General features: G+C 65.9%; 16 protein-coding genes and 2 pseudogenes. 14 read left to right on the forward strand and 4 right to left on the reverse strand.

The window, feature by feature from the left end:
• From smc to EKK97_RS03550, 6 genes and pseudogenes are all read left to right on the forward strand, one after another.
• A pseudogene (gene smc, locus EKK97_RS03525) lies at nt 1-3,494 on the forward strand (chromosome segregation protein SMC).
• Between the two features lie 226 nt (nt 3,495-3,720).
• A complete protein-coding gene (locus EKK97_RS25600; RefSeq protein ID WP_340162917.1) occupies nt 3,721-4,020 on the forward strand; it encodes a hypothetical protein in 300 nt (99 codons plus the stop codon).
• Complete coding sequence (gene zipA, locus EKK97_RS03535; protein WP_340162918.1) at nt 4,005-5,507, forward strand: cell division protein ZipA; 1,503 nt, start codon at nt 4,005-4,007, stop codon at nt 5,505-5,507. The genes EKK97_RS25600 and zipA overlap by 16 nt, the downstream gene beginning before the upstream one ends.
• Nucleotides 5,508-5,654: 147 nt before the next feature.
• A complete protein-coding gene (ligA, locus tag EKK97_RS03540) occupies nt 5,655-7,718 on the forward strand; it encodes an NAD-dependent DNA ligase LigA (RefSeq protein WP_159549133.1) in 2,064 nt (687 codons plus the stop codon).
• Nucleotides 7,715-7,987 carry a YheU family protein gene (locus EKK97_RS03545; protein WP_159549136.1) on the forward strand — a complete coding sequence of 91 codons (273 nt, stop codon included), beginning with the start codon at nt 7,715-7,717 and terminating at the stop codon, nt 7,985-7,987. Before ligA ends, EKK97_RS03545 begins: the two co-directional genes overlap by 4 nt.
• Before the next feature lie 166 nt (nt 7,988-8,153).
• Nucleotides 8,154-10,772, forward strand: coding sequence for a putative bifunctional diguanylate cyclase/phosphodiesterase (locus tag EKK97_RS03550; RefSeq protein ID WP_159549139.1), 2,619 nt, complete (start codon nt 8,154-8,156; stop codon nt 10,770-10,772).
• 17 nt (nt 10,773-10,789) lie between these two features.
• On the opposite strand, the gene mnmC is transcribed toward EKK97_RS03550, so the two are convergent.
• Both mnmC and EKK97_RS03560 read right to left on the reverse strand, forming a co-directional pair.
• Nucleotides 10,790-12,805 (reverse strand): bifunctional tRNA (5-methylaminomethyl-2-thiouridine)(34)-methyltransferase MnmC2/FAD-dependent 5-carboxymethylaminomethyl-2-thiouridine(34) oxidoreductase MnmC1, encoded by a 2,016-nt coding sequence (mnmC, locus tag EKK97_RS03555; protein ID WP_234286574.1) that lies wholly within the window; start codon nt 12,803-12,805, stop codon nt 10,790-10,792.
• Between the two features lie 334 nt (nt 12,806-13,139).
• Nucleotides 13,140-13,439 carry a YciI family protein gene (locus tag EKK97_RS03560; RefSeq protein ID WP_159549145.1) on the reverse strand — a complete coding sequence of 100 codons (300 nt, stop codon included), beginning with the start codon at nt 13,437-13,439 and terminating at the stop codon, nt 13,140-13,142.
• A gap of 179 nt (nt 13,440-13,618) precedes the next feature.
• Between EKK97_RS03560 and EKK97_RS24235 the strand changes: the two are divergent.
• Nucleotides 13,619-14,434, forward strand: a pseudogene (locus EKK97_RS24235) (PHP domain-containing protein); the annotation flags it as partial.
• 97 nt (nt 14,435-14,531) lie between these two features.
• Entirely contained in the window at nt 14,532-15,155 is a 624-nt protein-coding gene (locus EKK97_RS03575) for an L-threonylcarbamoyladenylate synthase (protein ID WP_159549154.1), read from the forward strand.
• Nucleotides 15,156-15,161: 6 nt separating this feature from the next.
• On the opposite strand, the gene EKK97_RS03580 is transcribed toward EKK97_RS03575, so the two are convergent.
• Both EKK97_RS03580 and EKK97_RS03585 read right to left on the reverse strand, forming a co-directional pair.
• The gene (locus tag EKK97_RS03580) at nt 15,162-16,037 is read right to left on the reverse strand and encodes an ion transporter (protein ID WP_159549157.1); all 876 of its coding nucleotides are present in this window, start codon (nt 16,035-16,037) and stop codon (nt 15,162-15,164) included.
• A 63-nt stretch (nt 16,038-16,100) separates the two neighbouring features.
• A complete protein-coding gene (locus EKK97_RS03585) occupies nt 16,101-16,946 on the reverse strand; it encodes a CYTH domain-containing protein (RefSeq protein WP_159549160.1) in 846 nt (281 codons plus the stop codon).
• A 158-nt stretch (nt 16,947-17,104) separates the two neighbouring features.
• Between EKK97_RS03585 and EKK97_RS03590 the strand changes: the two genes are divergently transcribed.
• The 6 genes from EKK97_RS03590 (at nt 17,105) to glrR (ending at nt 25,036) form a co-directional block, all read left to right on the forward strand.
• Nucleotides 17,105-17,785: a TIGR00153 family protein gene (locus tag EKK97_RS03590; protein ID WP_159549163.1), complete on the forward strand. Its 681-nt coding sequence runs from the start codon at nt 17,105-17,107 to the stop codon at nt 17,783-17,785.
• 67 nt (nt 17,786-17,852) lie between these two features.
• A complete protein-coding gene (locus EKK97_RS03595; protein ID WP_159549166.1) occupies nt 17,853-19,118 on the forward strand; it encodes an inorganic phosphate transporter in 1,266 nt (421 codons plus the stop codon).
• A 179-nt stretch (nt 19,119-19,297) separates the two neighbouring features.
• The gene (gene argA / locus EKK97_RS03600) at nt 19,298-20,611 is read left to right on the forward strand and encodes an amino-acid N-acetyltransferase (RefSeq protein WP_159549169.1); all 1,314 of its coding nucleotides are present in this window, start codon (nt 19,298-19,300) and stop codon (nt 20,609-20,611) included.
• A gap of 876 nt (nt 20,612-21,487) precedes the next feature.
• Nucleotides 21,488-22,987 carry a sensor histidine kinase gene (locus tag EKK97_RS03605; protein ID WP_159549172.1) on the forward strand — a complete coding sequence of 500 codons (1,500 nt, stop codon included), beginning with the start codon at nt 21,488-21,490 and terminating at the stop codon, nt 22,985-22,987.
• A gap of 134 nt (nt 22,988-23,121) precedes the next feature.
• Nucleotides 23,122-23,598: a hypothetical protein gene (locus tag EKK97_RS03610; protein ID WP_159549175.1), complete on the forward strand. Its 477-nt coding sequence runs from the start codon at nt 23,122-23,124 to the stop codon at nt 23,596-23,598.
• Between the two features lie 157 nt (nt 23,599-23,755).
• Nucleotides 23,756-25,036 (forward strand): two-component system response regulator GlrR, encoded by a 1,281-nt coding sequence (gene glrR, locus EKK97_RS03615; protein WP_234286654.1) that lies wholly within the window; start codon nt 23,756-23,758, stop codon nt 25,034-25,036.
• The last annotated feature ends 25 nt before the right edge of the window (nt 25,037-25,061 follow it).

The following is a 25,061-nucleotide window of genomic DNA, read 5'->3' on the forward strand; positions in this document are numbered from 1 at the left end:
ATGCGACTTACCTCGATCCGCCTGAGCGGTTTCAAATCCTTCGTCGATCCGGTCACGGTGCCCTTCGATGGCAACATGACCGCGATCGTCGGCCCCAACGGCTGCGGCAAGTCGAACATCATCGACGCCGTACGCTGGGTCATGGGCGAATCCTCGGCCAAGACCCTGCGCGGCGAGTCGATGACCGACGTCATCTTCAACGGCTCCACCGCGCGCAAGCCGGTGGGGCAGGCCTCCATCGAACTGCGCTTCGACAATAGCGACGGCACCATGGGGGAATCTACGCCCAGTACGCTGAGATCGCGGTCAAGCGCCTGGTCACCCGCGACGGCCAGTCGAGCTACTTCTTCAACGGCCAGAAGTGTCGCCGCCGCGACATCGCCGACCTCTTCCTCGGCACCGGTCTCGGCCCGCGCTCCTACGCCATCATCGGCCAGGGCATGATCTCGCGCCTGATCGAGGCGCGTCCCGAAGAGCTGCGCGCCACCCTCGAAGAGGCCGCCGGTATCTCCAAGTACAAGGAGCGCCGCCGCGAAACCGAGAATCGCATGCGGCGGACCCGCGAGAACCTGGAGCGCCTGGAGGACATCCGCGAGGAGCTCGACAAGCAGCTCGAGCGCCTGCGTCGCCAGGCCGAGGCCGCACGTCGCTACCAGACCCTCAAGGAGGAAGAGCATCGGCTCAAGGGCGAGCTGGCGCTGCTGCGCGGCCGTGCGCTGCGGGCCCGCCAGCGCGAGGAAGAGCATCGCGTGCGCGACCTGGAAACCGCGGTCGAGCGCGAGATTCTCGGCCTGCGCCAGTGCGAGACCCGCCTCGAGGAGGCGCGTGCCGACCACGATCAGCTGGCCGAGACCCTGGAGGCGCGGCAGGCGCGTTTCTTCGAGACCAGCGGTGCCATCGCCCGGCTGGAACAGAACCTGGAGCATGCGCGCAGCCGCGAAGGCCAGCTTGCCCGCGACCTCGAGAGTGCCCGCCAGGAGCTGGCCGAGCTGGACCGCCTGGGCGAACACGACCGCGAACGGCTGGTGCGGCTCGACGAGCGCCTCGAGACCCTGGTGCCGGAGCAGGAGGAGCTCGCCGAGCGGCTGGCCGAGCTGGAGGCGATGCTGGAAGAGGCCGAGCCCGGCGCCGAGGAGGCCGAGCGAGCCTTCGAGACGTTCAGCGAAGGCTGGCGCGAAGCCAGCCGCGACGCGGAACGCAGCCAGGACCGTTTGCGCGAACTCGAGAGCCGGTTGGCGCGGCTCGAAGCCGATGCCCAGCGCCGCCGCCAGCAGCAGCAGGAACTGCCCGACCTGGCCGAGCTGACCGCCAGACGAGATGAATTGAAGGAGCGGCTGGCCGAGTTCGGTCTGGCCCAGGAAGAGGTCGAGGCGCGCCGCGAGCGGCTGCAGGCCAGCCGCGAGAAGGCGCGCGAGACGGCCGCCGCGCTGGAGGCCGAGCGCGAGGCCGAGCGCAGCCGACGCAGCAGCCTGCAGGGCGAGCTGGCTTCCCTCGAGGCGCTGATCCAGGCCGCTCTCACCGACCCCGACGACAGTCTGACCGAGCATCTTGCCGCGCATGAGCTGGATGAGCTGCCGCGACTGGGCGAGTCGCTGGAGGTCGAGCCGGGCTGGGAAGCCAGCGTTTCCTGGGTGCTGGCGCCCTGGCTCAAGGCACGCCTGGCGGCTCCCGATGCCTTCCGTACGGCAAGCGCGCAGCCGCCCGCCGAGCTGGGTGCCCTGGCGCCCCAGGCCGAGATCGAATTTGCTTCCGATAGCCTTGCTGCCCGCGTGCGCGGTGCCGGCGCCGCCGCGGCCTGGCTGGCGCCGATCCGCTGTGTCGAGAGCGACGAACAGGCCTGGGCCGAGCGTGATGGCCTGGGTGCGGGCGAGAGCCTGATCACGCCGCAAGGGCTGTGGCTGGGCCGTGACTGGGTCCGCCATCGCGGCCAGGGCGCCGGCCCCGATGCGCTGCTGGTCAGCCGGCGGCGCTTCGATGAGGCGGCGGCCGAGCTCGACGCCATCGAGACCCGCCTGGCGGCACGCGACCAGGCGATCGAGGCCGAGCGCGAACGCGCCGAGCAGGCCGAGCGGGAACTCGAGGCCATTCGCCAGGAGGAGCGGCGTCTGGCCGGCGAGCAACAGCAACTGGCGGTACAGGACAGCGGCCTGGCCAGTCGCCTCGAGCATCTGCAGGGGCGTGCCGGCGAGCTGGCCGAGGAGCTGGCGGGGCTGGACGAGGCCCGCGAAAAGGCCCGGCTGGCGATCGAGGAAGCGCGCGAGAATTGGCAGCTGGCCATGGCGCGGCTAGAGGAGGGCGCCGAGCAGCGCGAGCGCCTGGAGCGGGCGCGCAGCGAAGCCCGCGATCGCCTGGCTGCGCTGCGTGCGAGCCAGCGTCCGCTCAACGAGCGGGTGCAGCAGTTGGCGCTGGAGCGGCAGCGACTCTCCACCGAGCGCGCCGGTCTGGCCGAGCAGCAAGGGCGCAGCGACGATACCCGTGAGCGTTTGCTGGCGCGCTGCGAGGAGCTGACCGAGACCCTCGAGCAGTTGCGCGAACCCGACGAGGAACAGCGCGAGAAGCTCGACGAGCTGCTGCACCGCCGTGAAGGCGACGAGCGTGCACTGAACGAAACCAAGGCGCGCGCCGCCGAGCTGGTGGAACGGCTGCGCGAGGACGAACTGGCGCGGCAGAATCACGAGCGCAATCTCGAAGGCATTCGCGAGCGCCTGCAGGAAGCGCGCATGCAGGTGCAGGCCCTGGCGCTCAAGTCCGAGACCCAGGATGAGCAGCTCGCCGAGCTGGGACACCAGGCCGCCGAGCTGGAGGCGAACCTCGAACCCAACGCTACCGAGTCGGCCTGGCAGGCCCGATTGGAAGAGGTCGGCGAGCGCATCCGCCGCCTGGGGGCGATCAACCTGGCGGCCATTGAGGAGTACGACCAGCAGGCCGAGCGGCGCGACTATCTCGAAGCCCAGCAGGCCGAGCTGAACGAGGCGCTGGAGACCCTGGAACGGGCGATCCGACGCATCGACCAGGAGACCCGTACCCGTTTCCGCGACACCTTCGAGCGAGTCAACCAGGGCCTGCAGTCACTTTTTCCGCGAGTCTTCGGCGGTGGAACCGCATGGTTGACGCTGACCGGCGAGGATTTGCTCGACACCGGCGTGGCCATCATGGCGCGTCCTCCCGGAAAGAAGAACAGTACCATTCATCTTCTCTCGGGGGGCGAAAAGGCATTGACGGCTCTGTCGTTGGTATTTGCTATCTTCCAACTCAATCCGGCGCCTTTCTGTATGCTCGACGAAGTCGATGCACCACTTGATGATGCTAATGTCGGTCGCTATGCCAAACTCGTGAAAGACATGTCCGAGTCGGTGCAGTTCATCTATATCACGCATAACAAGATTGCGATGGAGGCCGCCGAAAGGTTAATGGGCGTTACCATGCAAGAACCTGGAGTCTCACGCCTGGTGGCGGTCGGCGTAGAGGAAGCCGCGGCTCTCGCCGAGGCCTGAAAAAGGCTTGAAAGCGAGCGCCAAACGCGTTATCAGAAGATACATCACGGTCATACTGCAGATTGAAAAAGCGAATTGACAGGGAAAGGCGCAGGGTCGATTTGACTCTCGAGCGATAATGCCGGGGCTTGACAAACAAAAAAAGTGGCCTTTTTTTCGGCAATCGCGCTATGCTGTTGACGAACATCCATCCGGCATGGCGCCCTAGTGATAGGCAAGACGACCCATGGAACTTAGAGAATGGCTGATCATTCTGGGGCTGGCCCTGGTGACGCTCATCGTAATCGATGGAGTGCGTCGCCTGAAGCGTCAGCGCCGAGTGCCCCGCCTGGACCAGGCAGGGGATAACGACAACCATCGGGGTAAAGGCCAGGCGGTGGCCGATGCGGCCGACGAAGAAGACAACTGGGAGTTGCCTAACGGTGGCGCTCGGGTCGTCAAGCCCGCCAGCTATACCCAGGTACAGGCGAAGCCCAAGCTTCAACGTCAGGACCACCCGGACCCTCCCGGGTGCTGGCCGGCCTGAAGGAAGCCACCGTCGACGCCAGAACCGCGGCGCCTGGCGCCGGCTTCGCTGCCACCGCGGCCTCACGCCCGGTGGCTTCCGCCATGCCGGAATCCGGCTCGCCTACCCCTTCCCGGGTAGAGGCGAGCGGTGAAAGCGATGGTAAAGGTAAAGAAGAGCAAGCAACGAGTCGAACGCCGAGCGAGACGGCCCACTCTCGCAGCACGGAGCGCGACGCCGCTGCCGCCCAGGCCGAAACGCAGGCTGCGAAAACCGAGCCTGAGGTCGACCTGCGCGATAGTGAACGGCAGGTGGTCGACTCCGCCGCGCCCGAGCGTGCCACCGTGGAGCAACAGGATGTGGCGCCGGCCAGTGCCGCCGCACAGCGGGTCGACGACAGCATCGAGCGCTCCCTGAACGATGCCCACGAGACAACCGCCGAGCGGGCCTCGTTGGAGCGGGAGGTATCCGAGGAGCGTCACGAGCCGACCCTTTCCGCACTCGACGATGAGGTGGAGCCGGTTGCCGAAACGGCACCGCTGGCCGCCGATCCCGACGATCACGATCCACACCACGACGAGGACGAGCGCTATCGGCTGGTCGACCTCGAGGGCATGGGCGATTCGATCAAGAGCGGCTCGCGCCGCGTGGGCGAGTCGGTGCAGCGTTTTGGCCTCTCCATTCAGCAGCGCCTTGCCAAGCGACGTGAGCAGAAACGCGAGGAGAAGGCGCGCCGCGAGCAGCTGCGTGCCGAAAAAGCCGAACGTGAAGCCCAGCGCCGCCGCGAGGCTGCCGAGGCCCAGGCCGCCAAGGAGGCCGAGCGCCGTCGCCTGGAAGCCGAAGCCATCGAACTGGCCGACGACGACGATCCCCTGTTTGCACCTCCGCGTCAAAGAACTGCGGAGCCCGACTATTCGAGGCTCGAATATTCGGAGCCTGTCGAGCCGGCAGCGCCGGAGGCCGAAGCCATTGCCGACGACGACGTGGTACGCGCCCACCCAACCCTGGCCCGGGCGCTGCGTCACAACGTCAACGCCGAACGCGCACGCGACACCCTGAGCCAGGCCGACGAGATCATCGTCATCAGCGTGCTGTCGCGCGACGAAGAGGGCTTCTCCGGCGAGGCGCTGCTCAACCTGATGCTGGCCTGCGGCCTGCGCTACAGCAGCGACATGGGTATCTTCCACCGCTTCGAGACCGAGGACCCCGAGAGCGAACTGCAATTCTCGATGGTCAACGTGCTCAAGCCGGGTACCTTCCCGATCGAGGCCATGGACGAGTTCCGCACCCCGGGCATCACCCTGCTGATGCCGCTGCCTGGCGCGCTGGATACCGCTGCCGCCTTCGAAGCGATGGTCGAGACCGCCATGGTCATCGTGCGCAACTTGGGCGGTGAGCTGAAGGACGAGAACCACAGCGTGATGACCGCGCAGACCGTGGAGTTTGCCCGCCAGCGCGTGCAGGAGTTCGAGCGCCGCAATCGCCTCAACCGCTACCAGGTGAACTAACTAAAGCCGTAAGTTGAAAGCTGGAAGCTGGAAGCTGGAAGACGACCCCCGTGAGGTAGCCCCACGGGGGTTGTTGCTTTGGTAAGCTAGGCAGTCATGCCGGCTTCGAGCTTCGAGGCCTTCGCCATGGACGAGAACCCTGACGCAATGAGCCAGCCCGAACAGAACACCCTCGACGAAGTCGCCAAGCTGCGCGCCGAACTCGACGATGCCAACTACCGCTACTACGTACTCGATGAGCCTCAGCTCACCGATGTCGAGTACGACCGCAAGCTACGTCGCCTGCAGGAACTGGAGCAGGCTTACCCCGAGCTGGTAACCCCCGACTCGCCGACCCAGCGGGTCGGGGCGCCGCCCGATGCCGGCTTCCCCGAGGTCGAGCATGCAGTCCCCATGCTGTCGCTGGACAACGCCCTGAGCGAGGAGGAGATCGAAGCCTTCGTCAAACGAGTGGGCGAGCGCCTGGAAACCGATGGTGAGACGATCCGCTTCTGCTGCGAGCCCAAGCTCGACGGCGCCGCCGTATCGCTGGTCTACGAGCAGGGCGTGCTTATCAGCGGTGCGACCCGCGGCGATGGCCGCACCGGCGAGGGCATCACCTCCAACCTGCGCACGCTGCGCTCGATTCCGCTCAAACTGCGTGGCGACGCCCCTGAACTGCTCGAAGTGCGTGGCGAGGTGATCATGAGCCACGCTGGCTTCGAGCGACTCAATGACCGGGCGCGGGAGGAGGGTGGCAAGGTATTCGCCAATCCGCGCAACGCCGCGGCCGGTAGCCTGCGCCAGCTCGATCCGGGAATCACCGCCACGCGGCCGCTGGAGTTCAGCGCCTACCAGGTGGCACGCATCGAACCGGACCCGGGTGACGCCAGCCACAGCGAATTGATGGCGCACCTCAAGGCTTTCGGCTTCCGTAGCAGCGCCCAGCTTCAGGTGGTGACAGGCAGCCGGGGCATCATCGACTACTGCCGCCGGTTGGGCGAGCAGCGCGATAGCCTCGGCTATGACATCGACGGTGTGGTGATCAAGGTCGACGACCTGCGTCTGCAGCGCGAGCTGGGCTTCGTCGCCCGGGCGCCGCGCTGGGCCACAGCCTTCAAGTTTCCCGCCCAGGAAGAGACCACGCGCCTCAAAGACGTTGAATTCCAGGTCGGTCGCACCGGGGCGATCACGCCGGTGGCACGGCTCGAGCCGGTCTCGGTGGCCGGCGTCACCGTCTCCAATGCCACCTTGCACAATGCCGACGAGATCGCGCGTCTCGGCGTGATGATCGGCGACACCGTGGCGATCCGGCGTGCCGGCGACGTCATCCCCCAGGTGGTTCGGGTGCTGGAGGAACAGCGGCCGGCCGACGCCCGGGAAATCGTATTCCCCAGCCGCTGTCCGGTCTGCGACTCCGAGATCGAACGTCTGGAGGGCGAGGCGGTGGCGCGCTGCTCCGGCGGGCTGTTCTGCGCCGCCCAGCGCAAGGAGGCACTCAAGCACTTCGCCTCGCGCCGGGCGATGGACATCGACGGCCTTGGCGAGAAGCTGATCGAGGCGCTGGTCGAGCGCGATTGGGTCAAGACGCCCGCCGACCTGTTCCGGCTCGATGCCGAGCGTTTGGCCAGCCTGCCGCGCATGGCGCAAAAGTCCTCCGAGAACCTGGTGACGGCGCTGGAGAAGGCCAGGCAGACCACCCTGCCGCGCTTCATCTTCGCCTTGGGCATCCGCGAGGTGGGCGAGGCCACGGCGGCCAACCTGGCGCGCCACTTCGGCACCCTGGATGCGCTGATGGCTGCCGAGCTGGCCGATCTCGAAGCGGTCGAGGACGTTGGCCCGGTGGTGGCCGCTCACGTGCACACCTTCTTTCGCCAGGACCACAACCGCGAGACCATCGAGGCGCTGCGCGAGCAGGGCGTGACCTGGGCCGAAGAGATCGTTGGCGAACGTCCCCAGCCGCTGGCCGGCCAGACCTGGGTGCTCACCGGCACCCTGGAGAGCATGACCCGCGACGAAGGCAAGGAGCGTCTCCAGGCGCTGGGCGCCAAGGTGGCCGGCAGCGTATCGAAGAAGACCGCCGCGGTAGTCGCCGGCGAGGCTGCCGGCAGCAAGCTGGCCAAGGCCCAGGAGCTGGGCGTCGAGGTACTCGACGAGGCCGCCTTCCTCGAACGCCTGGCGGCCTGGGAGCGCGGTGAAAGTGTACCCGGCGACGAGGAGGCCGAACCATGAGCGACGGACGCTTCATCGAGGTGCCCTACCGCATGCTGCCGGGCGAGACCCTGGATGCCCTGCTGGAAGCCTTCGTCACCCGCCAGGGCTACGACACCACCGATACCGGCGAGGGCATGCGCGGCTGGGTCGGCCAGCTCAAGCGCCAGCTCGAACGGGGCGAGCTGATCATCGCCCACGACCTGCAGACCGAGAGCACCGAGGTGATGACGCTGGCCCAGTGGCGCGCCTTCGGACGCGACTTGGCCGACGACGAGGAAGAAGGCTAGCAAGATCACGACCAAGGTCCAGGCGTGACGGAGCATGAATGTAACGGCGATTTGACATGGATCAAATGCCGGTACGGCTAATGTACCGAGAATAAGCGCTCGATTTTCCTTCTGCCGGTAACTCAGGGTTGAGGCTCGGCACCGCCTGTCTCCGATAGGAATCGTGATGCTGACCCACGCCCGCGCTCTTCTCGCTTGCCTGAAATCCCTGCAGGGATTCGTGCTGGTGGCGATCCTCTCCGTCTCGCTGATCATCTTCCTCGGCGTCACCCTGGTCTCCTCGCTGCTCTACGAGAACGTTCTGACGCGTCAGGCGGAGCAGACCTCCGAGATGTTGGCCCGGCAGAGCTTCAATGCCATGTTGCAGGTGATGCGCCAGGGCTGGACCCGGGAGCAGATGGAAGCCTTCATCGAAGAGACCAAGCGCGCCCATGAGGGGGCGGGCTATCGCTTCGAGTTCTATCGCGGCGAGCGGGTTTCGGAGCGCTACGGAACGATCGACCAGCCACCCATGGACATCGTGATTCGCGCCGCCCTGGCCTCGGGCAATGAGCGGGTGTGGCGCGAGAATGGCAAGGTGCGTCGCATCATGCCGCTGGTGGCGCGCTCCGAGTGCCTCGCCTGCCACCAGAACACGGCCTCCGGCGACGTGCTGGGCGTCATCGATATCCAGCACGACCTGGCGCCGATCAGCCGCCAGATGCGGCTCAACTACGTCGCCATGTTCATCGTTGCCGCGCTGACGATCCTGCTGCTGGCGCTGGCCATCTCGAAGCTCTTCGCGGAGAGGATCCAGGCTACCCTCAAGCAGTTTCGCGAGCGCCTGGAGGCGGTCAACTCGGTAGCGGATTTTCGCAAGCTCGATGTCAGCGACACCCGGGTACGCTTCCGCGAACTCGATCACGCGCTGCAGCAGGTTAATGCCTTGGTCGGCCGGCTCAGGAACGTGGCGGTGGACAAGGACATCCTTGAGTTCGAGATCCGCCTGCTGAGCAAGTTCATTATCACTTCGGAGGTGGTGCGCGACTGGCGCGAGTTTATCAAGGAGCTGCTGGCCGACATCAACACTATCATCCAGGCGCATACCCTGGTGACGATCTTCCAGGTGGAAGACGAGGGCTACGAGCTGGAGGTGTTCTGGTATCGCGAAGTGGCACCCGAGACCCGGGCCACCTTCGAGCAGCTGTTGACCCAACTGCTGGAACATAAGCACGAAGGACCGCCTGGCGGCACCGTGCTCAAGGTATTCCACCATACGGTCCTGAGCTCGAGCGAGGGCGAGGCGCTGTCCAGCCTCACGCCGGAGGATATCCGCCTGCAGACCAAGTCGCTGTTGCTCGAGGCGCCCAAGATCGGTGGTATCGTCGGCATCGGCGTGCAGTCGGACCTGGCCCAGGATCCCATCCGCCATATCGTGATCGACGGCATCCTGTCGACGCTGCTCAACCTGGTGGGCTCGGTCAAGGCGATCTACAAGTACACCAAGGATCTGGAGTACTACGCCACCCGCGACCCCCTGACCAGCCTGTATAACCAGCGCATCTTCAAGGACATGCTGGCCTACGAGGTGGGGCGTGCCACGCGTCACCAGGACCATTTCAGCCTGCTGATGCTGGATCTCGACAACTTCAAGGCCGTCAACGACCGTCATGGCCATGCCTTCGGCGATCAGTTCCTGCACGCCGTGGCCGATACCCTGACGCACTCGATACGCCCCGGCGACTTCCTGGCGCGCTACGGCGGCGACGAATTTACCGTGATCCTGCCCCAGACCGGCGAGGAGCAGGCCTACTCGGTGGCGCTGCGTATCGCCGACAACCTCACCCGCCAGGCGCTCACCGCACCCGACGGCACGACCGTGCGAGCGACCACCTCGATCGGCATTGCCTGCTATCCCAACCACGCCGGCAACCCCCATGACCTCTTCCTGATGGCCGACAACATGATGTACAAGGCCAAGCGCAAGGGTAAGAACTGCGTCGCCCTGCCGGAACAGGAGGAGGTGGCGGAAGTCTTCCGCGAGGTGGGCGAGAAGAACCAGATGGTACTCAGTGCGCTGGAGGAGCAGCGCATCGTGCCCTACTTCCAGCCCATCGCCGACGTGCGCAGCGGCGAGGTCAACATTCACGAGCTGCTGATGCGCATCCAGCTCGACGACCGCCTGGTGCCGGCCGGTGAGTTCATCGATATCGCCGAAAGCATCGGCGTGATCCACAAGATGGATTACCAACTGATCGAGAAGGCCTTCATCCAGATCCGCGAGCAAGGCTACCAAGGCATGCTGTTCATCAACCTGTCGCCCAAGTCGCTGATCGTGGGGGAGTTCATCGGCCGCATCCATCAACTGGCCATCGATTACGACATCCTGCCGGAGCGTATCGTCTTCGAGCTGACCGAGCGCGAGACGGTAAGCAATCTCAAGCTGCTGGAGAAGTTCGTGCTCGAGCTCAAGCTGGAGGGCTTCAACTTCGCCATCGACGACTTCGGTTCGGGCTACTCGTCGTTCCGCTACCTCAAGCAGTTCCCCATCGACGTGATCAAGATCGAGGGAGAATTCATCCGCAACATGCTCGGCGACGAGACCTACATGGCCTTCGTCAAGAGCATCGTCACCCTGGCCCAGAGCCTCGGAGTCAGCACCATTGCCGAGTTCATCGAGAACGAGGAGGTGCTCGCCGCCGTCGAGGAGCTGGGCATCGATTTCGGCCAGGGCTACCACCTGGGCCGGCCAGGGCCGCGCTTCGTCAGCCACCGGCAGGTGCGGCGGCTGATGACGGATTCCTAGTTGCTGGATCCTGGAAGTTACTTGCCTTGGACCAGATCGCGGATGATCCGCCGCCCCGGGTGCAGGTGATCCACCAGCGGCCACTCCAGCGGCAGCGGCTCGTCGCACATGCGCGAGGCGAGCAGTTCGGCGCACAGCGGCGCGCTGGCCATGCCGCGGGAGCCATGGGCGGCGCTGATCCACAGCCCCGGATGGTGGCCTCCGGCCACGTCGGGCACACGGCTGGCATCCTTGGCCAGCGCGGCGTAGTCCCGGCGCCAGGCCTCGGCATCGGGCACCGACCCGCAGTAGGGCGACTTGTCTGGGCTTGCCGCGCGTACGCCGGTGCGCGCGGTGAGCCGAGTGGGCGTGAGGTCGGCACCGGCCTCGCGCAGCGCCGCCACGAAATGGGGCAGACCGCGCTCGAGTTCCGCCAGGTTGGCGGCGTGGTCGGCCTCGCGCTCGGCCAGGTCGGTGTCGCCGGGGGCGAAGGTGGCGCCGAAGTTGAGCACCCCTTCCGCCGCCGGCGGCACGTAGCCGCCGGCGCACACCACGCGCCCCAGCGCCGGGGCGCCTTGGGGCAATGCCAGTTGGCTGACCTGGCCGCGCACCGGCTGTAGCGGCAGCGCCGCGAGTTGGCTGAACCCGGCAGCCTCGCGGGCGGCGGCAACGACGACTTGTTCGGCTTCAATGCGCTCGCCATCGGCCAGGGTCAACGTCCAGCCCGTCTCATTGCCGTGCAGCGCCGTCACTTCGCCACGGCGGAAACTGACACCAGGTGTTTGGGCAAGGCGCACGCACAGCTCCAGCGGCCTGACCCAGGCGGCATCGGGGTAATCCAGTGCCGGCGCCTCGAGTCGGATTCCCGCGACGCGGCTGGCCGTCTCGGCGTCGAGGCCGCGTACCACGCTCTGGGGCAGCGAATGGTTGGCCAGGAAGCGCGCTTGGCGCTGATGCTCTTTCTCGTCCAGCGCCAGCTGCAGCACGCCGCTGGGCCGCCACAACGACTGCTCCGGGTCGAGCTGGGCCAGCCAGCGCCGGCTGTGGAGCAGGCCGGCCAGATAGGTGCGGCTCTGCAGGTTGGTCTCGACCGCGAGCTTGACGTAGAGCGCCCCCTGCAGGTGAGTGGTGCCCAGCTCGGCGCGGTCGAAGCGGTCGATCAGCGTCACCGCGACGCCGCGCCGGGCCAGAGCGGCGGCGGTGCTGGCACCGGCGATACCGGCGCCGATCACCGCCACGTGGCGCGGCGGACGTGGCGCTGGCGGGCTAAACCAGGGCGTGCGCTGGCGACGGGTGTCGGCAGGCGGCTCGGCGATCTCGCCGCAGAGCATTTCGCGCTTGCGTCCGAAGCCCGGCACCTTGCGCCAGGCAAACCCCGCCGCGGCCAGCCCGCGCTTGACCACCCCGGCGCAGGTAAAGGTGGCGAAGGTCGCGCCCGGCCGCGAACGGGCGGCCATGGCGGCGAACAGTCCGGGGTGCCACATCTCGGGGTTCTTGGCCGGGGCGAAGCCGTCGAGGAACCAGGCGTCCACCTGGCCTTCGAGCAGCGCCAGGCGCTCGGCGGCATCGCCAAAGTGGAGGTCCAGCGTCACTCGCTCGTCGAGCCACAGCCGATGCACGCCGGCCACCGGCTCGGGCCACTGGCTTACCAGCCGCTCGGCGCGCCGGGCCAGGTTCGGCCAGGCGGCGAGAGCCCGGGCCAGGTCGTTGCGGCTCAAGGGGTAGCGTTCGGTGGAAACCAGGTGCAGCCGCGCCTGTGCCGGGGCATGGGCGTCGAAGCAGGCCCAGGCGCAGAGCATGTTGAGCCCGGTGCCGAAGCCGGTCTCGCCGATGGTGAAGGGGCGCCGTTCACTCCAGGCGGCCAGACGTCGGGGCAACGCATTGCCATGGAGGAAGACGTGCTCGGTTTCCGCCCGGCCGTCATGGCGCGAGAAGTAGACGTCGTCGAACCGGGTCGAGCGCGGAGCGCTCTCGCCAGTGTCGTCGCGCTGCCAGTCGAGGTGCGCCGGCTCCAGGCCGGCCAGCGGTGGAAGGGGAACATGGGACGATGACACGGCTTCTCCAGCGCCTCCGGCAAGAGTGTACAAAAAATGATCGATGACGCCGCGGCGGCGTGGCATGGTGCATCTCGGAGACCATCCGCGGCGTTTCAACAGCGTTATCCACAGAAGCTGTGAGCAAAACCCCTGTGGATAAACGTTCTCGTCAGGGAGGGCTTTCGAGAATGCTGACAAACTACTGCGCTCGCCCATGCGGCGTTGAAATCATTCTCAAAATGCTCATTTACCCAAGTAAAACTGCGCTTTTTCGAGTGATTTCGCCTTGCCTAGCCATCGCTCGCAACGTTTGTCAGCTTCCTCGGTTTTCGGGGCTCTTTTACGCCGGTCTTCAGGGCAGCACTTTCTTGAACGGTTTCACCGTCACCTTGGCGTAGACTCCGGCGATCACGTAGGGGTCGGCGTCGGCCCAGGCGCGGGCGGTCTCGAGGCTGTCGAACTCCGCCACCACCAGGCTGCCGGTAAAGCCGGCTTCACCGGGGTCCTCGGCATCCACCGCCGGATGGGGGCCGACCAGTACCAGGCGGCCGTCGTCGCGCAGCTTCTCAAGGCGGGCCAGGTGATCGGGACGGGCGGCCAGACGCCGCTCCAGGCTGTTCTTCACGTCTTCACTGATGATTGCATACAGCATCGCAGCGTTCCTCGGGGCAGCGCGGTATCACCGCAGACTCCAACCGTGCGTTGACCGACCGTCGCCGGACGCGCACCATGGGCCATCATTTTGACAAAGTTGCTTGCTTGCGTCATGCCATTGCCCCCCTGCCCGAGCGTTTCGCCGGTGACCCTGGCCCCCTCGGTATCGATCTTCACATGCATTCCACCGCCTCGGATGGCGCCCTGGCTCCCGCCGAGGTGGCCTCCCTGTGCGCCGCGCGCGGCGTGCGGCTGATGGCGTTGACCGACCACGACACCATGGCCGGTGTGAACGAGGCCGGCGAGACCGCCGCCCGCCTGGGCGTATGCCTGCTGCCGGCGGCCGAACTCTCGACCCGCTGGCAGGGCGTGGGCATCCATGTCGTCGCGCTGCTGCCGCAGGGCGCCAGCGGGGCGCTGGAAGAGGGGCTGAAGGCCCAGGCCCGGGCCCGTGAAGCCCGCGCCGAAGTGATCGCCGAACGTATGGAGAAGCTGGGGCTCGACGACGCCCTGGCCAAGGCGCGTGAGCAGGCTGGCTCCCACCGTCCGCTGGGCCGTCCCGACTTCGCCCGGGCACTAGTGGCGGCGGGACTGGTACCCGACATGGCCACGGCGTTTCGCAAGCACCTGGGCAGTGGCAAGGCGGGCGACGTCAAGGCGCACTGGCCGGCGCTGGCCGAGGTGGTGGGCTGGGTGGTCGAGGCAGGCGGCGTGGCGGTGCTCGCCCACCCCCTGCGCCACGGTCTGACCCGGCGCAAGCGCGGCCAACTGCTTGACGACTTTGCCGCTGCCGGCGGCCAGGCCGCCGAGCTGGTCAGCGGCTTCCAGAATGCCGATGTCACCCGCGATCTGGCGCGGCAGCTCGACGAAAGGGGGCTGTATGCCTCTCTCGGCAGCGACTTCCATTTTCCCGGCGGCCATCTGGCGCCGGGCAGCATGAGCCCGGTGCCGCGCACCGCCGTGCCGCCGGTATGGACCCACCCGCGGCTGGCCGGCTTCGTCGCGGCGGGCTGCGACGCGCCCACCCCGGCGCGCTATAGTGGGCAACAAGAGTGGGCCGCAAGAATCGCTAACGTCAGGGAATTCCATCATGAGTCAGTTCTTCCAGATCCATCCCGAGAACCCGCAGAAGCGCCTGATCGACCAGGCAGTGCAGATCGTGCGCCAGGGTGGGGTGGTCGCCTATCCCACCGACTCCGGTTATGCGCTGGGCTGCCATCTGGGCGACAAGAAGGCGATCGAGAAGATCAAGTGGCTGCGCTCGCTGGACGACAAGCACAACTTTACCCTGGTGTGCTCGGATCTCTCCGACATCGGCACCTACGCCAAAGTCGACAACAGCGTGTTCCGCCTGCTCAAGGCCAACACCCCGGATGCCTACACCTTCATCCTCAACGCCACCTCCGAGGTGCCTCGTTTGCTGCTGCACCCCAAGCGGCGCTCCATCGGCGTGCGCGTACCCGACCACAGCATCACCCGTGCGCTGCTCGATGCGCTGGGCGAGCCGCTGATGAGCGTAACGCTGATCCCGGTGGGCGAGGAGCTGCCGATGACCGACCCGGAAGAGATCCGCGACCGCTTCGGCGCCCATCTGGATCTGATCATCGACGGTGGCGCCTGCCACCTGGAGGCCACCAGCGTGATCGACCTGCGCGAGCTGCCGCCGACCATCGTACGCGAAGGACGCGGCGACCTGGCGCCGTTCCGCAGCTGATTCGCGCTACCTTTTGCCGTCCTCCTGCGGCCTGTTCGGGTCTTGCGTCTCTTCGTCCAGCCAGGTGCCGCACTTGAGGCAGTAGAGCGCTCTTTTTTCATGGCGGTCGTGGCCGCAGCCCGGGCAGGCCTGATCGGAGTAGCGGTCGGCGCGAATCGAGCGAATCACCTCGGCGGAGAACACCCCGGTGGGCACGGCGATGATCGAATAGCCGATCAGCATGACCAGGGTGGAGATCGCCTGGCCGAGGGGCGTGATAGGCACGATATCTCCGTAACCCACCGTGGTCAGGGTGACGATGGCCCAGTAGATCGCCATGGGAATGCTGGTGAAGCCGGCCTCGGCGGGCTCGATCATGTAGACCAGTGCGGCGAACAGGGTTACCAGCAGGAACACCGTGAACAGGAACAGGAAGATTTGACGCACGCTATTCTTCAGCGCCTCCACTAGCAGGCGTCCTTCGCCGACGAACTGCATCAGGCGCAGCACGCGGAAGATCCGCAGCACGCGCAGCAGGCGCACGATCACCAGGGTCTGGGTGCCGGGCAGGATAAGCATCAGCCAGGTGGGCAATATCGCCACAAGATCGATCATGCCGTAGAAGCTGCGCAGGTAGCGCAGTGGCTTGTCGAGAATATAGATGCGAACCAGGAGTTCGATGGTAAAGGCGATGGTGAACCCCCATTCCAGCCAGTAGAACCACTCACCATGGACGGCGCTCAGATGATCGACGGAGTCGAGCATTACCACCAGCACGCTGGCCAGGATCGTCACGATCAGGGCGATATCGAAGCCCTTGGCCAGCGGTGTGTCGGATTCGAAGATGATCTGGAACAGGCGCGTGCGCAGCCCTTCGCCGGCTGGTCGAAACGGTTCGGTCATTCCCTTGTCCCCTGCATGGCGTAGCCCTTGTTATCGCTCACGTTGCCTTGGCTCCCGCTGCCTTCATGAGGACGCCAGGCGATGCGCCAGCCGCAGCGACGTGCGGCCGAAGTCGAGATCGAGCCAGTCGGCTCGCTCCAGCATGGCGGCAAGCTGGCTGGCCTCGGCGTTGCCCTCCGCAGCCAGCACCTCCAGCGCCTCCCTGGCCGTGGCTTTCCAGGCATCGTCGCCGGTATCGGTGAAGGCGTCCAGGGCCAGGATGGCGCGATGCAGCCGCTCGTTTTCCGCCGTGCCCTCGGGCAGCTTCCACTGGCCGCTGAGCAGGGCGCTGCCGCGAACGGCCTTGCTGGCATCGGCGGGGCGCAGGGGCACCGTCTCGGCGAAGGCCAGCGCCAGGCTCCACAGCGCCTGTGGGTCGCCGTCCTTGAGTTCCAGCTCCAGCTCATGGATCGGCACGCGGCGGCCAGCGGCACGAATCTCACCCTGGTCCAGCGCCACCTCGATGGTGGCCTCGGCCAGCTCCAGATGCCAGGCGCGGCGCTCGAAATCGGTGGCGAAGCGCGGTTCGAGGCGCGCCAGCACCTCCTCGCCCAGTGCGGCCATGGGGGGCAGGGCGGCGAGCCCGGTGCGGTCGAGGCTGCCGCCCGCCACCGGCCATTCCCATTCGCGCCGACGGCTGTAGCCGCCGCTGCCTTCGCCGCTGGTCTTGAGGGTCTGTACCCAATCGTCGTTGCGGCGGCGCAAGCGCAGTGCCATGCGCGCCGTCTCCAACTCGCCCGCGGGCGTGTCGAAGTAGGTATTGGCCAGGCGCTGGGCCTCGTCCACCCCGCTGCGCAGGAAGGGGTGCTGCAGCAGCCGTTCCGGGCCGGTCTCGCCCAGGGCCAGCTTCATCTCGATCTCATGGCTCATGTCTCTTCCTGCTTTCCTTTTCCTACTTTCTACCTGGGTTGGACTACCTAGATTGGGCCCCCGCGGCCGGGCCAAACGCATGACGCGAATATTTCCATGACGTGACAGGGTGCCATTCTTTATACTGGCGCCGCCATTTCACAAGCGCATCCTACGCCATGGTCAAACCCAACCCCTTTTCGGCGATGTTCGGCCGCTCGCCGTTCCAGCCCCTGCTGGCCCATATCGCCAAGGCCAACGAGTGTGCCGACCAGCTGCTGCCTTTCTTCGAGGCTTCGCTCACGGGCGACTGGGAAGAAGCCGCCAAGATCCGCGAAACCATCACGCGGCTGGAGCACGAGGCCGACAGCCTCAAGACCGAGCTTCGCCTCAACCTGCCCAATACGCTGTTTCTGCCCGTTTCCCGCACCGACCTTCTCGACCTGATCACCGTACAGGACAAGATCGCCAACAAGGTGCGTGACATCACCGGCATCATGCTCGGGCGCCGCATGCAGGTTCCCAGCGAGCTGGCCCAGCCTATGCGCGACTACATGCACACTGCCGTAGCCTGCGTGGCCCAGGCGCGCCAGGCCCTGGAAGAGCTGCAGGACCTGCTCGAGTCGGGCTTCGGTCGCCACGCCTCCGACGTGATGCTCAACCTGATCCGTGAGTTGCACATTCTCGAGCAGCAGGCCGATCAACAGCAGATCGCTATCCGCCGCCTGCTCTTCGATCTCGAGGATCGGCTCAAGCCGGTGGATGTGGTCTTCCTCTACAAGATTATCGATTGGGTCGGGGAGCTCTCCGACCGTGCCGAACGCGTCGGCAGCCGCCTGCAGATACTCACTGCCCGGTAGGACACCGCCACCGGCGATCCCGGGGCGATGTGCCCATAACCCGACAGCCACATAGGAACCAACCCCTATGTCGATCATTGCGCAGCACGGTGAAATCTTCATCATCCTGGCCTGCCTCTTCGGCTTCTTCATGGCCTGGGGCGTGGGCGCCAACGACGTCGCCAACGCCATGGGCACCTCGGTGGGCTCCAAGGCCATCACCATCAAGCAGGCGATCATCATCGCCGTGGTCTTCGAGTTCCTCGGCGCCTGGCTGGCCGGCGGCGAGGTCACCGCCACCATCCGCGGCGGTATCGTCGATCCAGTGTTACTGCAGGCCAACCCCGAGCTGCTCGTCTATGGCATGCTCTCGGCCCTGCTCGCCGCCGCCCTATGGTTGCTGATCGCCTCGGCCAAGGGCTGGCCGGTTTCCACCACTCACTCCATCGTCGGCGCCATCGTCGGCTTTGGTGCGGTAGGGCTGGGCATGGAGGCCGTGGCCTGGAACCGGGTCGGTACCATCGCCTCGAGCTGGGTGGTCTCGCCGCTGTTGGCCGGCACCATCTCCTTCCTGCTGTTCAAGTCAGTGCAGTACCTGATCTTCGAGGCCAAGGATCCCTTCGCCGCGGCCAAGCGTACCGTGCCGTTCTATATCTTCCTGGTCGGCTTCATCGTCTCCATGGTAACCCTGACCAAGGGGCTCTCCCATGTGGGGCTGGACTTCACCTTCGGCCAGAGCTTCATGCTCTCGGTGCTGCTGGGCATCGGCATCATGGGCATCGGCATCATCATGGAGAACCGCGTCAAGGGCGAGCGGCGTATCGGCGACCAGTTCGGCTACGGCAGCGTGGAGCGCGTCTTCGGCGTGCTGATGATCTTCACCGCCTGCGCCATGGCCTTCGCCCATGGCTCCAACGACGTGGCCAACGCGGTTGGCCCGCTGGCGGCGGTGATCAGCGTGGTGCGCAGCGACGGCGTCATCGATTCCGCTGCGCTGGTGCCCTGGTGGGTGCTGATTCTCGGCGGTGGCGGTATCGTCGCCGGCCTGGTTACCTATGGCCACAAGGTGATCGCCACCGTGGGTACCGGCATCACCGAGCTGACTCCCAGCCGCGGCTTTGCCGCCACCCTGGCTGCCGCTACCACCGTGGTGCTGGCCTCGGGTACCGGGCTGCCGATCTCCACCACTCACACCCTGGTCGGTGCGGTGCTGGGTGTGGGGCTGGCGCGCGGCATGGCGGCGCTCAACATGCGGGTGATCGGCACCATCGTCATGTCGTGGCTGATCACCCTGCCGGCCGGAGCGGGCCTGGCGATCATGTTCTTCTTTATGTTCAAGGGAATTTTCGGGTAAGGGCAAGACGCGAGCCACGAGCCACGAGCCAGGGAAGGAGCATAATCTGCCCGAAGCCCGAAGCCCGAAGCCCGAAGCCCGAATCGGCGGTACCACGGCAGTGGTGCCGCCGTTTTCGTCGCTCTGATATAGTCGAATATAAGACACCCTCCTTTTTCACCTGCTGCCGGAGAGCGGCCTTGGACACTCGTTTCCCCTTCGTCGACTGGTTCCGCAATTCCTCGCCCTATATCAATGCGCATCGGGGCCGAACCTTCGTGATCCTGATCGAGGGCGAGGCCATGGCGCGAGGCCGAGGCGAGCAGTTGATCCAGGACCTGGCGCTGCTGCATACCCTCGGGGTACGCCTGGTGGTGGTATTCGGCATTCGCCCCCAGGTGGAGCAGGCGCTCGCCGAGGCGAAGATCGTGCCGCAGCGCCACAATGGGCGCTGGGTGGCGGACGAGGCGATCATGACCTGTGTCGAGCGGGTGGCCGCCGAGCAGCGGCTGTGGCTCGAGGCGCGGCTGTCGTTGGGGCTGCCCAACACCCCGCTGCATGGGGTGGAGCTGACCGCCGTTTCCGGCAACCTGGTAATGGCCAAACCGCTGGGCGTACGCGAAGGCGTCGACTACGACCATAGCGGCGAGGTGCGCCGGGTGCGGGTCTCGGCGGTGCAGGGGCTGCTCGACCGCGGCTCGCTGGTGTTGCTGCCGCCGCTGGGCTTTTCCAGCACCGGTGAAGTGTTCGACCTGGACGCCGCCGAGGTGGCCCAGCACGCGGCCATGGCGCTGGCCGCCGACAAGCTGATCCTGCTGGGCGAGGCGGCCGGGCTCTACGACGAGAACGGTGCCATGCAGCGCCAGCTCACGCCCGACGAGGCCGAACCGCTGCTGAACCAGGCCGAGCCGGGCAGCGAGCAGGCACGCCACATCGCCGCGGCCTGCGCCGCCGCGCGCAACGGCGTGGCTCGCACGCACCTGCTCTCATGGCACGACCACGATGCCTTGCTGGGCGAGCTGTTCACCCGCGACGGCGTCGGCACCATGATCACCCGGCATCGCTATGAGCAGCTGCGCCCGGCCGAACTCGGCGATATCGGCGGCCTGCTGGAGCTGTTGGAACCGCTGGAGCGTCGCGGCATGCTGGTGCCGCGCTCCCGCGAGCGCCTGGAGCACGAGATCGACGACTACCTGGTCATCGAGCGGGATGGCATGGTTATCGGCTGCGCGGCGTTGCATCGCTTTGCCGAGGCCGAGATGGGCGAGCTGGCCTGCCTGGCCATCCATGTCGACTACCGCGGCGGAGCGCGCGGCTCGCTGTTGCTCTCGGGAATCGAGCGGCGGGCGCGCCGGCTTGGGCTTGCTTCGTTGTTCGTGCTGACCACCCATACCGCACACTGGTTCGTCGAGCACGGCTTTCGCCCTGCGGATATCGAGTCGCTGCCGCCGCTGCGGCGCGACACCTACAACCACGCCCGCAAGTCGAAGATCCTCGTCAAACCCCTCGCATGAGGCGCTGCCAAGCCTGCCGCCGCCGTTCGAAGCCTGGCTTCGGACGGCGGCTGTCGCTTTGGAGCAACGCTGCTTTCCATCTTGTCTCAAAAAAGCAACACGATAACTCGTTGTTTTTGCATGCCATGCAATAAAGCCTTGAAAAAGGTGTCGCCAAACGATGACGAAATGTCGGGTTGTTTTGCGCTTTTATCCCTGTTTTGCCGTCCGGTATCGATGTGCCAACTTTTGATTCGATATAACTATTTGAATTTTATGAGATGCCAAGATTCTTGGCATGCTCCTGGCACTATACTAGGTGAGCAACGAATGAAGTGATTCAAACGGCTCGAATCACTTCAGATCGTCGAGAAGCTCGGGGACCACCACCCCCCCATGCCCTGTGCAACCCGGGCATCGAGACGATCGACGTTCGCTCCGCGATGTGTAACTTAGGTTGCGATGAGACGGGTACCGCCGATAGGCAAGGAAAGGTACCAGATGGGCAAGGATGCCCTGGCAAGGATGCCTCATCCCCTTCGGGGGATCGAATTCGGCCCCAGCGCTGGCGTGTATCACGCAGCGATGGTGGCAAGCAGAGCACGAAGCAGAGCGGCTTGCCGCTCACCCGTACCGGCAGCTCCTGGTGGCATAGGGTCGGCAACGGGGCTTCGGGGGCCTTCGGGCCCGCTGAAAGTATGGGACATGGCTCGACCAGGCGAACGATGCCCATATTTTCAACCCCTTCAGTTCCCTGCGTACTTGGGCCGGCACCAGCCGGCCTCTTTTTTTTCCGCCAGGAAACTAGAACGGGACGTTAGTTGAGCGTGGAACTCTGTTATCCTTCAGGTACGTGCCATGGTGGTTTCTTACCCTCTCCTGAATAGAACATTGGTCATGACCAAACGGGTCTCGCGCCGCTGGCGTCCACGCTCATTGCTGCAGCTCGTACTGTTGGCATTTCTTGTCGTCATGTTACCGCTGGGAGTCCTGATGTATCAGGCCGGCCAGGCGCTTTCCGAGCTTTCGCGCCTGGCGGACGTCAGCGCACGCCAGGCGGTGGAAGAGAGCCGGCGTGCCCGCGTACTGGGCAACCTCGCCGTCGAGATGGAGCGCAGCGCGCGCCAGTATGCGGTGCTAGAGCAGGAGAGCCTGCTCGAACTCTATGCCGAGCGGCATTCCGAATTCCAGGAACTGCTGGCGCAGCAGCGCCGCTTCCTGCCCAACGATCCCGACGTTCTGGCCCTGGAGGAACAGCTGCTGCTGCTTTCGCAGCTGCCGGAGCTGGATGCCGAGGAACTCGACGTCTGGCTGGCGCTATTCGTGCCCTTCGCCGAACACACCGAATCGATGCGACGGGCCACCAATCGCCAGATCGACGCCACCATCGAAATGATCAGCGCCCGGGCGCAGGACGTACAGTCGCGGCTGTGGTTGCAGACCACGGCACTGGTGTCGGCCAGCCTGTTGCTCATGCTGCTGTTCAGCTGGCTGATCATTCGCCCGGTGCGCCAGCTGGAGCGCCGTATCCTCAGTATCGGCAGCGGCGTGGAAACCAACGATCGCGACACCATCCAGGGACCCGCCGAGCTGGTTCAGCTCGGCGACCGGCTCGACTGGCTCTCGACGCGGCTCAGCGATCTCGAGGCGCAGAAGCAGCAATTCCTGCGCCACATGTCTCATGAGCTCAAGACGCCGCTGGCCAGCGTGCGCGAAGGTTCTGCGCTGCTGGCCGACGGTGTGGCGGGCGAAATGACGCCGCGCCAGCGCGAGATCCTGTCACTGATCGACTCCAGCGGCCGCGAACTACAGCGGCTGATCGAACAGTTGCTCGACTACAACCTACTGCAGCACAACCAGCGCATCACCCTCACGCAGGTGGACCTGGCGACGCTAGTCAAGACTACACTGGCCAAGCACCGCCTGGCGCTGGAGAACAAAGGCATGCGGGTGACCGCCTTTGACGGTCCGCTGGAGTGGGTGGTGGATCGCACCGCCGTGGGCCGCATTCTCGATAACCTGGTTTCCAACGCCATTGCCTACGGCGAGGACGGCGGCGAGCTGTTGATCCGCGCCCATGCCGGACGCGATAACCTCATTCTCGATGTCGCCAATACCGGCGAACCCATCGACGAGCATGATCGCCCACGGCTGTTCGAGCCCTTCTACCAGGGCCGTTCGCGGCGCAAGGGGCCGCTCAAGGGCTCGGGCATCGGGCTTTCGGTGGCCGCCGACTGCGCGCGCATCCAGAGCGGTGGCTTGACACTGATCGAAGACAGGGAGTTCGACGTGTGCTTCCGCCTGACGCTGCCGCGTCAGGCGGTGCCCTTGACCAGAGATGATAATAAGATCGGGCCCGTCGAACTGGGCATTGACGCAAGGAGCGAGAAACGATGAAGGGGACCGAGATCTTCGGTACAAGAAACAGAACCAGTGCAGCAACCCGTGCAAGAACCGGTACGAGAAGGGCCCTGACGATTGGTGGACTAGCCGTCCTTCTGGGCGGCTGCGAGTTACTACCCGAGAACGCCATGCTCGGGACGGAAGCGGAGGAGACGCCGGAAGCAGTAGCCTGCCATGCCGGAGAGCCGACGTTCGAGGACGAAGCCTGCCTGCTGCACAACTGGGTAGCCTTTGGCCTGGCCTCGCAGCGCGGCGACAGGGAGTGGCGCAGCCAGGCCATGATGCAGCTCGATGCCGCGCCGGGCAGAAGCGAGGCCGAGCGGGAACTGGCCCGCGCCGTGACACTGGCCTGGGGCAACGAGAGTGAATGGCGGCAGGCCGCGGAACTCTACCAGGAGTATACGCATGCTGCGCCGGCCGACCTGCAACCGCTGCTGCGCTACTGGCGCAACGAACTGGAGGGGCGGCGGTCCCTGTCAAGCCAGGGATCGAATGCACGTGCTCAGGTGGCTTCACTGCAACAAGAGAACGCCGAGCTTGCCGAAAAGCTCGAAGCGCTTACCGCCATCGAGCAGAACATGAACCTGCGACAGCAATCGCCCTGAGCGATGAAGGGAGATGGACGTGATGGAAGCGGCTCGATTGACCGATACACGCAGGAATGAGACGCGCAGGTCCGCGGCTCGCACCTCGGGTGCGAAGTCAGGCAATGCTCATGTTTTGCTGGTCGACGACGACGTCAGCCTGTTGCGTCTGCTGGGCATGCGCCTGGAGAGTCGCGGCTACCGGGTGACCACCGCCGAAAGCGGTGCCGAGGCGCTGCGCCGGCTAGAGGCCGAGCGCCCCGACATCGTGCTCTCCGACCTGCGCATGGACGAGATGGACGGCCTCGCCCTGTTCCAGGCGATCCAGCGCGAAGTGCCGGGGCTGCCGGTCATCATCCTGACCGCCCATGGCTCCATCCCCGACGCCGTCAGCGCCACCCAGCAGGGTGTATTCAGCTTCCTCACCAAGCCGGTGGACCGCGACGAACTGTTCAGCGCCATCGACGAGGCGCTGACCCACACGCCGTCCGGCAGCAGCGCCGAGAGCGACGCCTGGCGCGCCAGCATCATCACCCGCAGCCCCGAAATGGAGCGGGTGCTGGAGCAGGCACGCATGGTGGCCGCATCGGACGTCAGCGTGCTGATCACCGGCCCCTCCGGCTCCGGCAAGGAACTGCTGGCGCGGGCCATTCACGACGCCAGCCCGCGGGCCAGCAAGCCGTTCGTGGCGATCAACTGCGGCGCGCTGCCCGAGCAACTGCTGGAAAGCGAACTCTTCGGACACTCCAAGGGTGCCTTCACCGGCGCGGTGAGCGACCACAAGGGCCTGTTCCAGGCGGCCGACGGCGGCACCCTGTTCCTCGACGAGATCGGCGACATGCCGCTGCCGCTGCAGGTCAAGCTGCTGCGTGCGCTGCAGGAGCGCCAGATTCGTCCGCTGGGCTCGACCCAGTCGATCCCGGTCAACGTGCGCATTCTCTCCGCCACTCACCGCGACCTCAGCCAGGCGATGCACCAGGGCGAGTTCCGCGAGGACTTCTTCTATCGCCTCAACGTGGTCAACCTGAAGCTGCCGGCGCTGAAGGATCGCGCCGAGGACGTGCCGCTGCTGGCGCGTCACCTGGTGGCCCAGGCGGCGGAGAGGCACAAGCCGTTCGTCAAAGGGTTCTCGCCGGAGGCGCTCAACCTGCTGGCCACCAGCGCCTGGCCCGGCAACGTGCGCCAGCTGGTCAACGTGGTGGAGCAGTGCGTGGCGCTGACCCGTTCGCCAATGATCCCCGAGGCCCTGGTGGCCCAGGCGCTGGCCGCGGAAGACTGCGCGCTGCCGACCTTCAACGACGCTCGTGCCGGGTTCGAGCGCAGCTATCTGGTCAAGGTGCTTAAGATCACCGAGGGCAACGTGACCCAGGCGGCACGCATCGCCGGGCGCAACCGCACCGACTTCTACAAGCTGCTGGCCCGCCACGAGCTGGAGCCGAGCACCTTCAAGCCGGAGTGACGCCCGCCAACCTGCCTTCGAGAGC

The organism is Billgrantia tianxiuensis (assembly GCF_009834345.1).
Lineage (GTDB): Bacteria > Pseudomonadota > Gammaproteobacteria > Pseudomonadales > Halomonadaceae > Halomonas > Halomonas tianxiuensis.

Coding starts and splice junctions, on each gene's coding strand:
- EKK97_RS25600 (WP_340162917.1), top strand. CDS start 3,721: ATGGAACTTAGAGAATGGCTGATCATTCTGGGGCTGGCCCTGGTGACG.
- ligA (WP_159549133.1), top strand. CDS start 5,655: ATGAGCCAGCCCGAACAGAACACCCTCGACGAAGTCGCCAAGCTGCGC.
- EKK97_RS03545 (WP_159549136.1), top strand. CDS start 7,715: ATGAGCGACGGACGCTTCATCGAGGTGCCCTACCGCATGCTGCCGGGC.
- EKK97_RS03550 (WP_159549139.1), top strand. CDS start 8,154: ATGCTGACCCACGCCCGCGCTCTTCTCGCTTGCCTGAAATCCCTGCAG.
- EKK97_RS03560 (WP_159549145.1), bottom strand. CDS start 13,439: ATGCTGTATGCAATCATCAGTGAAGACGTGAAGAACAGCCTGGAGCGG.
- EKK97_RS03575 (WP_159549154.1), top strand. CDS start 14,532: ATGAGTCAGTTCTTCCAGATCCATCCCGAGAACCCGCAGAAGCGCCTG.
- EKK97_RS03580 (WP_159549157.1), bottom strand. CDS start 16,037: ATGACCGAACCGTTTCGACCAGCCGGCGAAGGGCTGCGCACGCGCCTG.
- EKK97_RS03585 (WP_159549160.1), bottom strand. CDS start 16,946: ATGAGCCATGAGATCGAGATGAAGCTGGCCCTGGGCGAGACCGGCCCG.
- EKK97_RS03590 (WP_159549163.1), top strand. CDS start 17,105: ATGGTCAAACCCAACCCCTTTTCGGCGATGTTCGGCCGCTCGCCGTTC.
- EKK97_RS03595 (WP_159549166.1), top strand. CDS start 17,853: ATGTCGATCATTGCGCAGCACGGTGAAATCTTCATCATCCTGGCCTGC.
- EKK97_RS03605 (WP_159549172.1), top strand. CDS start 21,488: ATGACCAAACGGGTCTCGCGCCGCTGGCGTCCACGCTCATTGCTGCAG.
- EKK97_RS03610 (WP_159549175.1), top strand. CDS start 23,122: ATGCTCGGGACGGAAGCGGAGGAGACGCCGGAAGCAGTAGCCTGCCAT.
- glrR (WP_234286654.1), top strand. CDS start 23,756: ATGCGCCTGGAGAGTCGCGGCTACCGGGTGACCACCGCCGAAAGCGGT.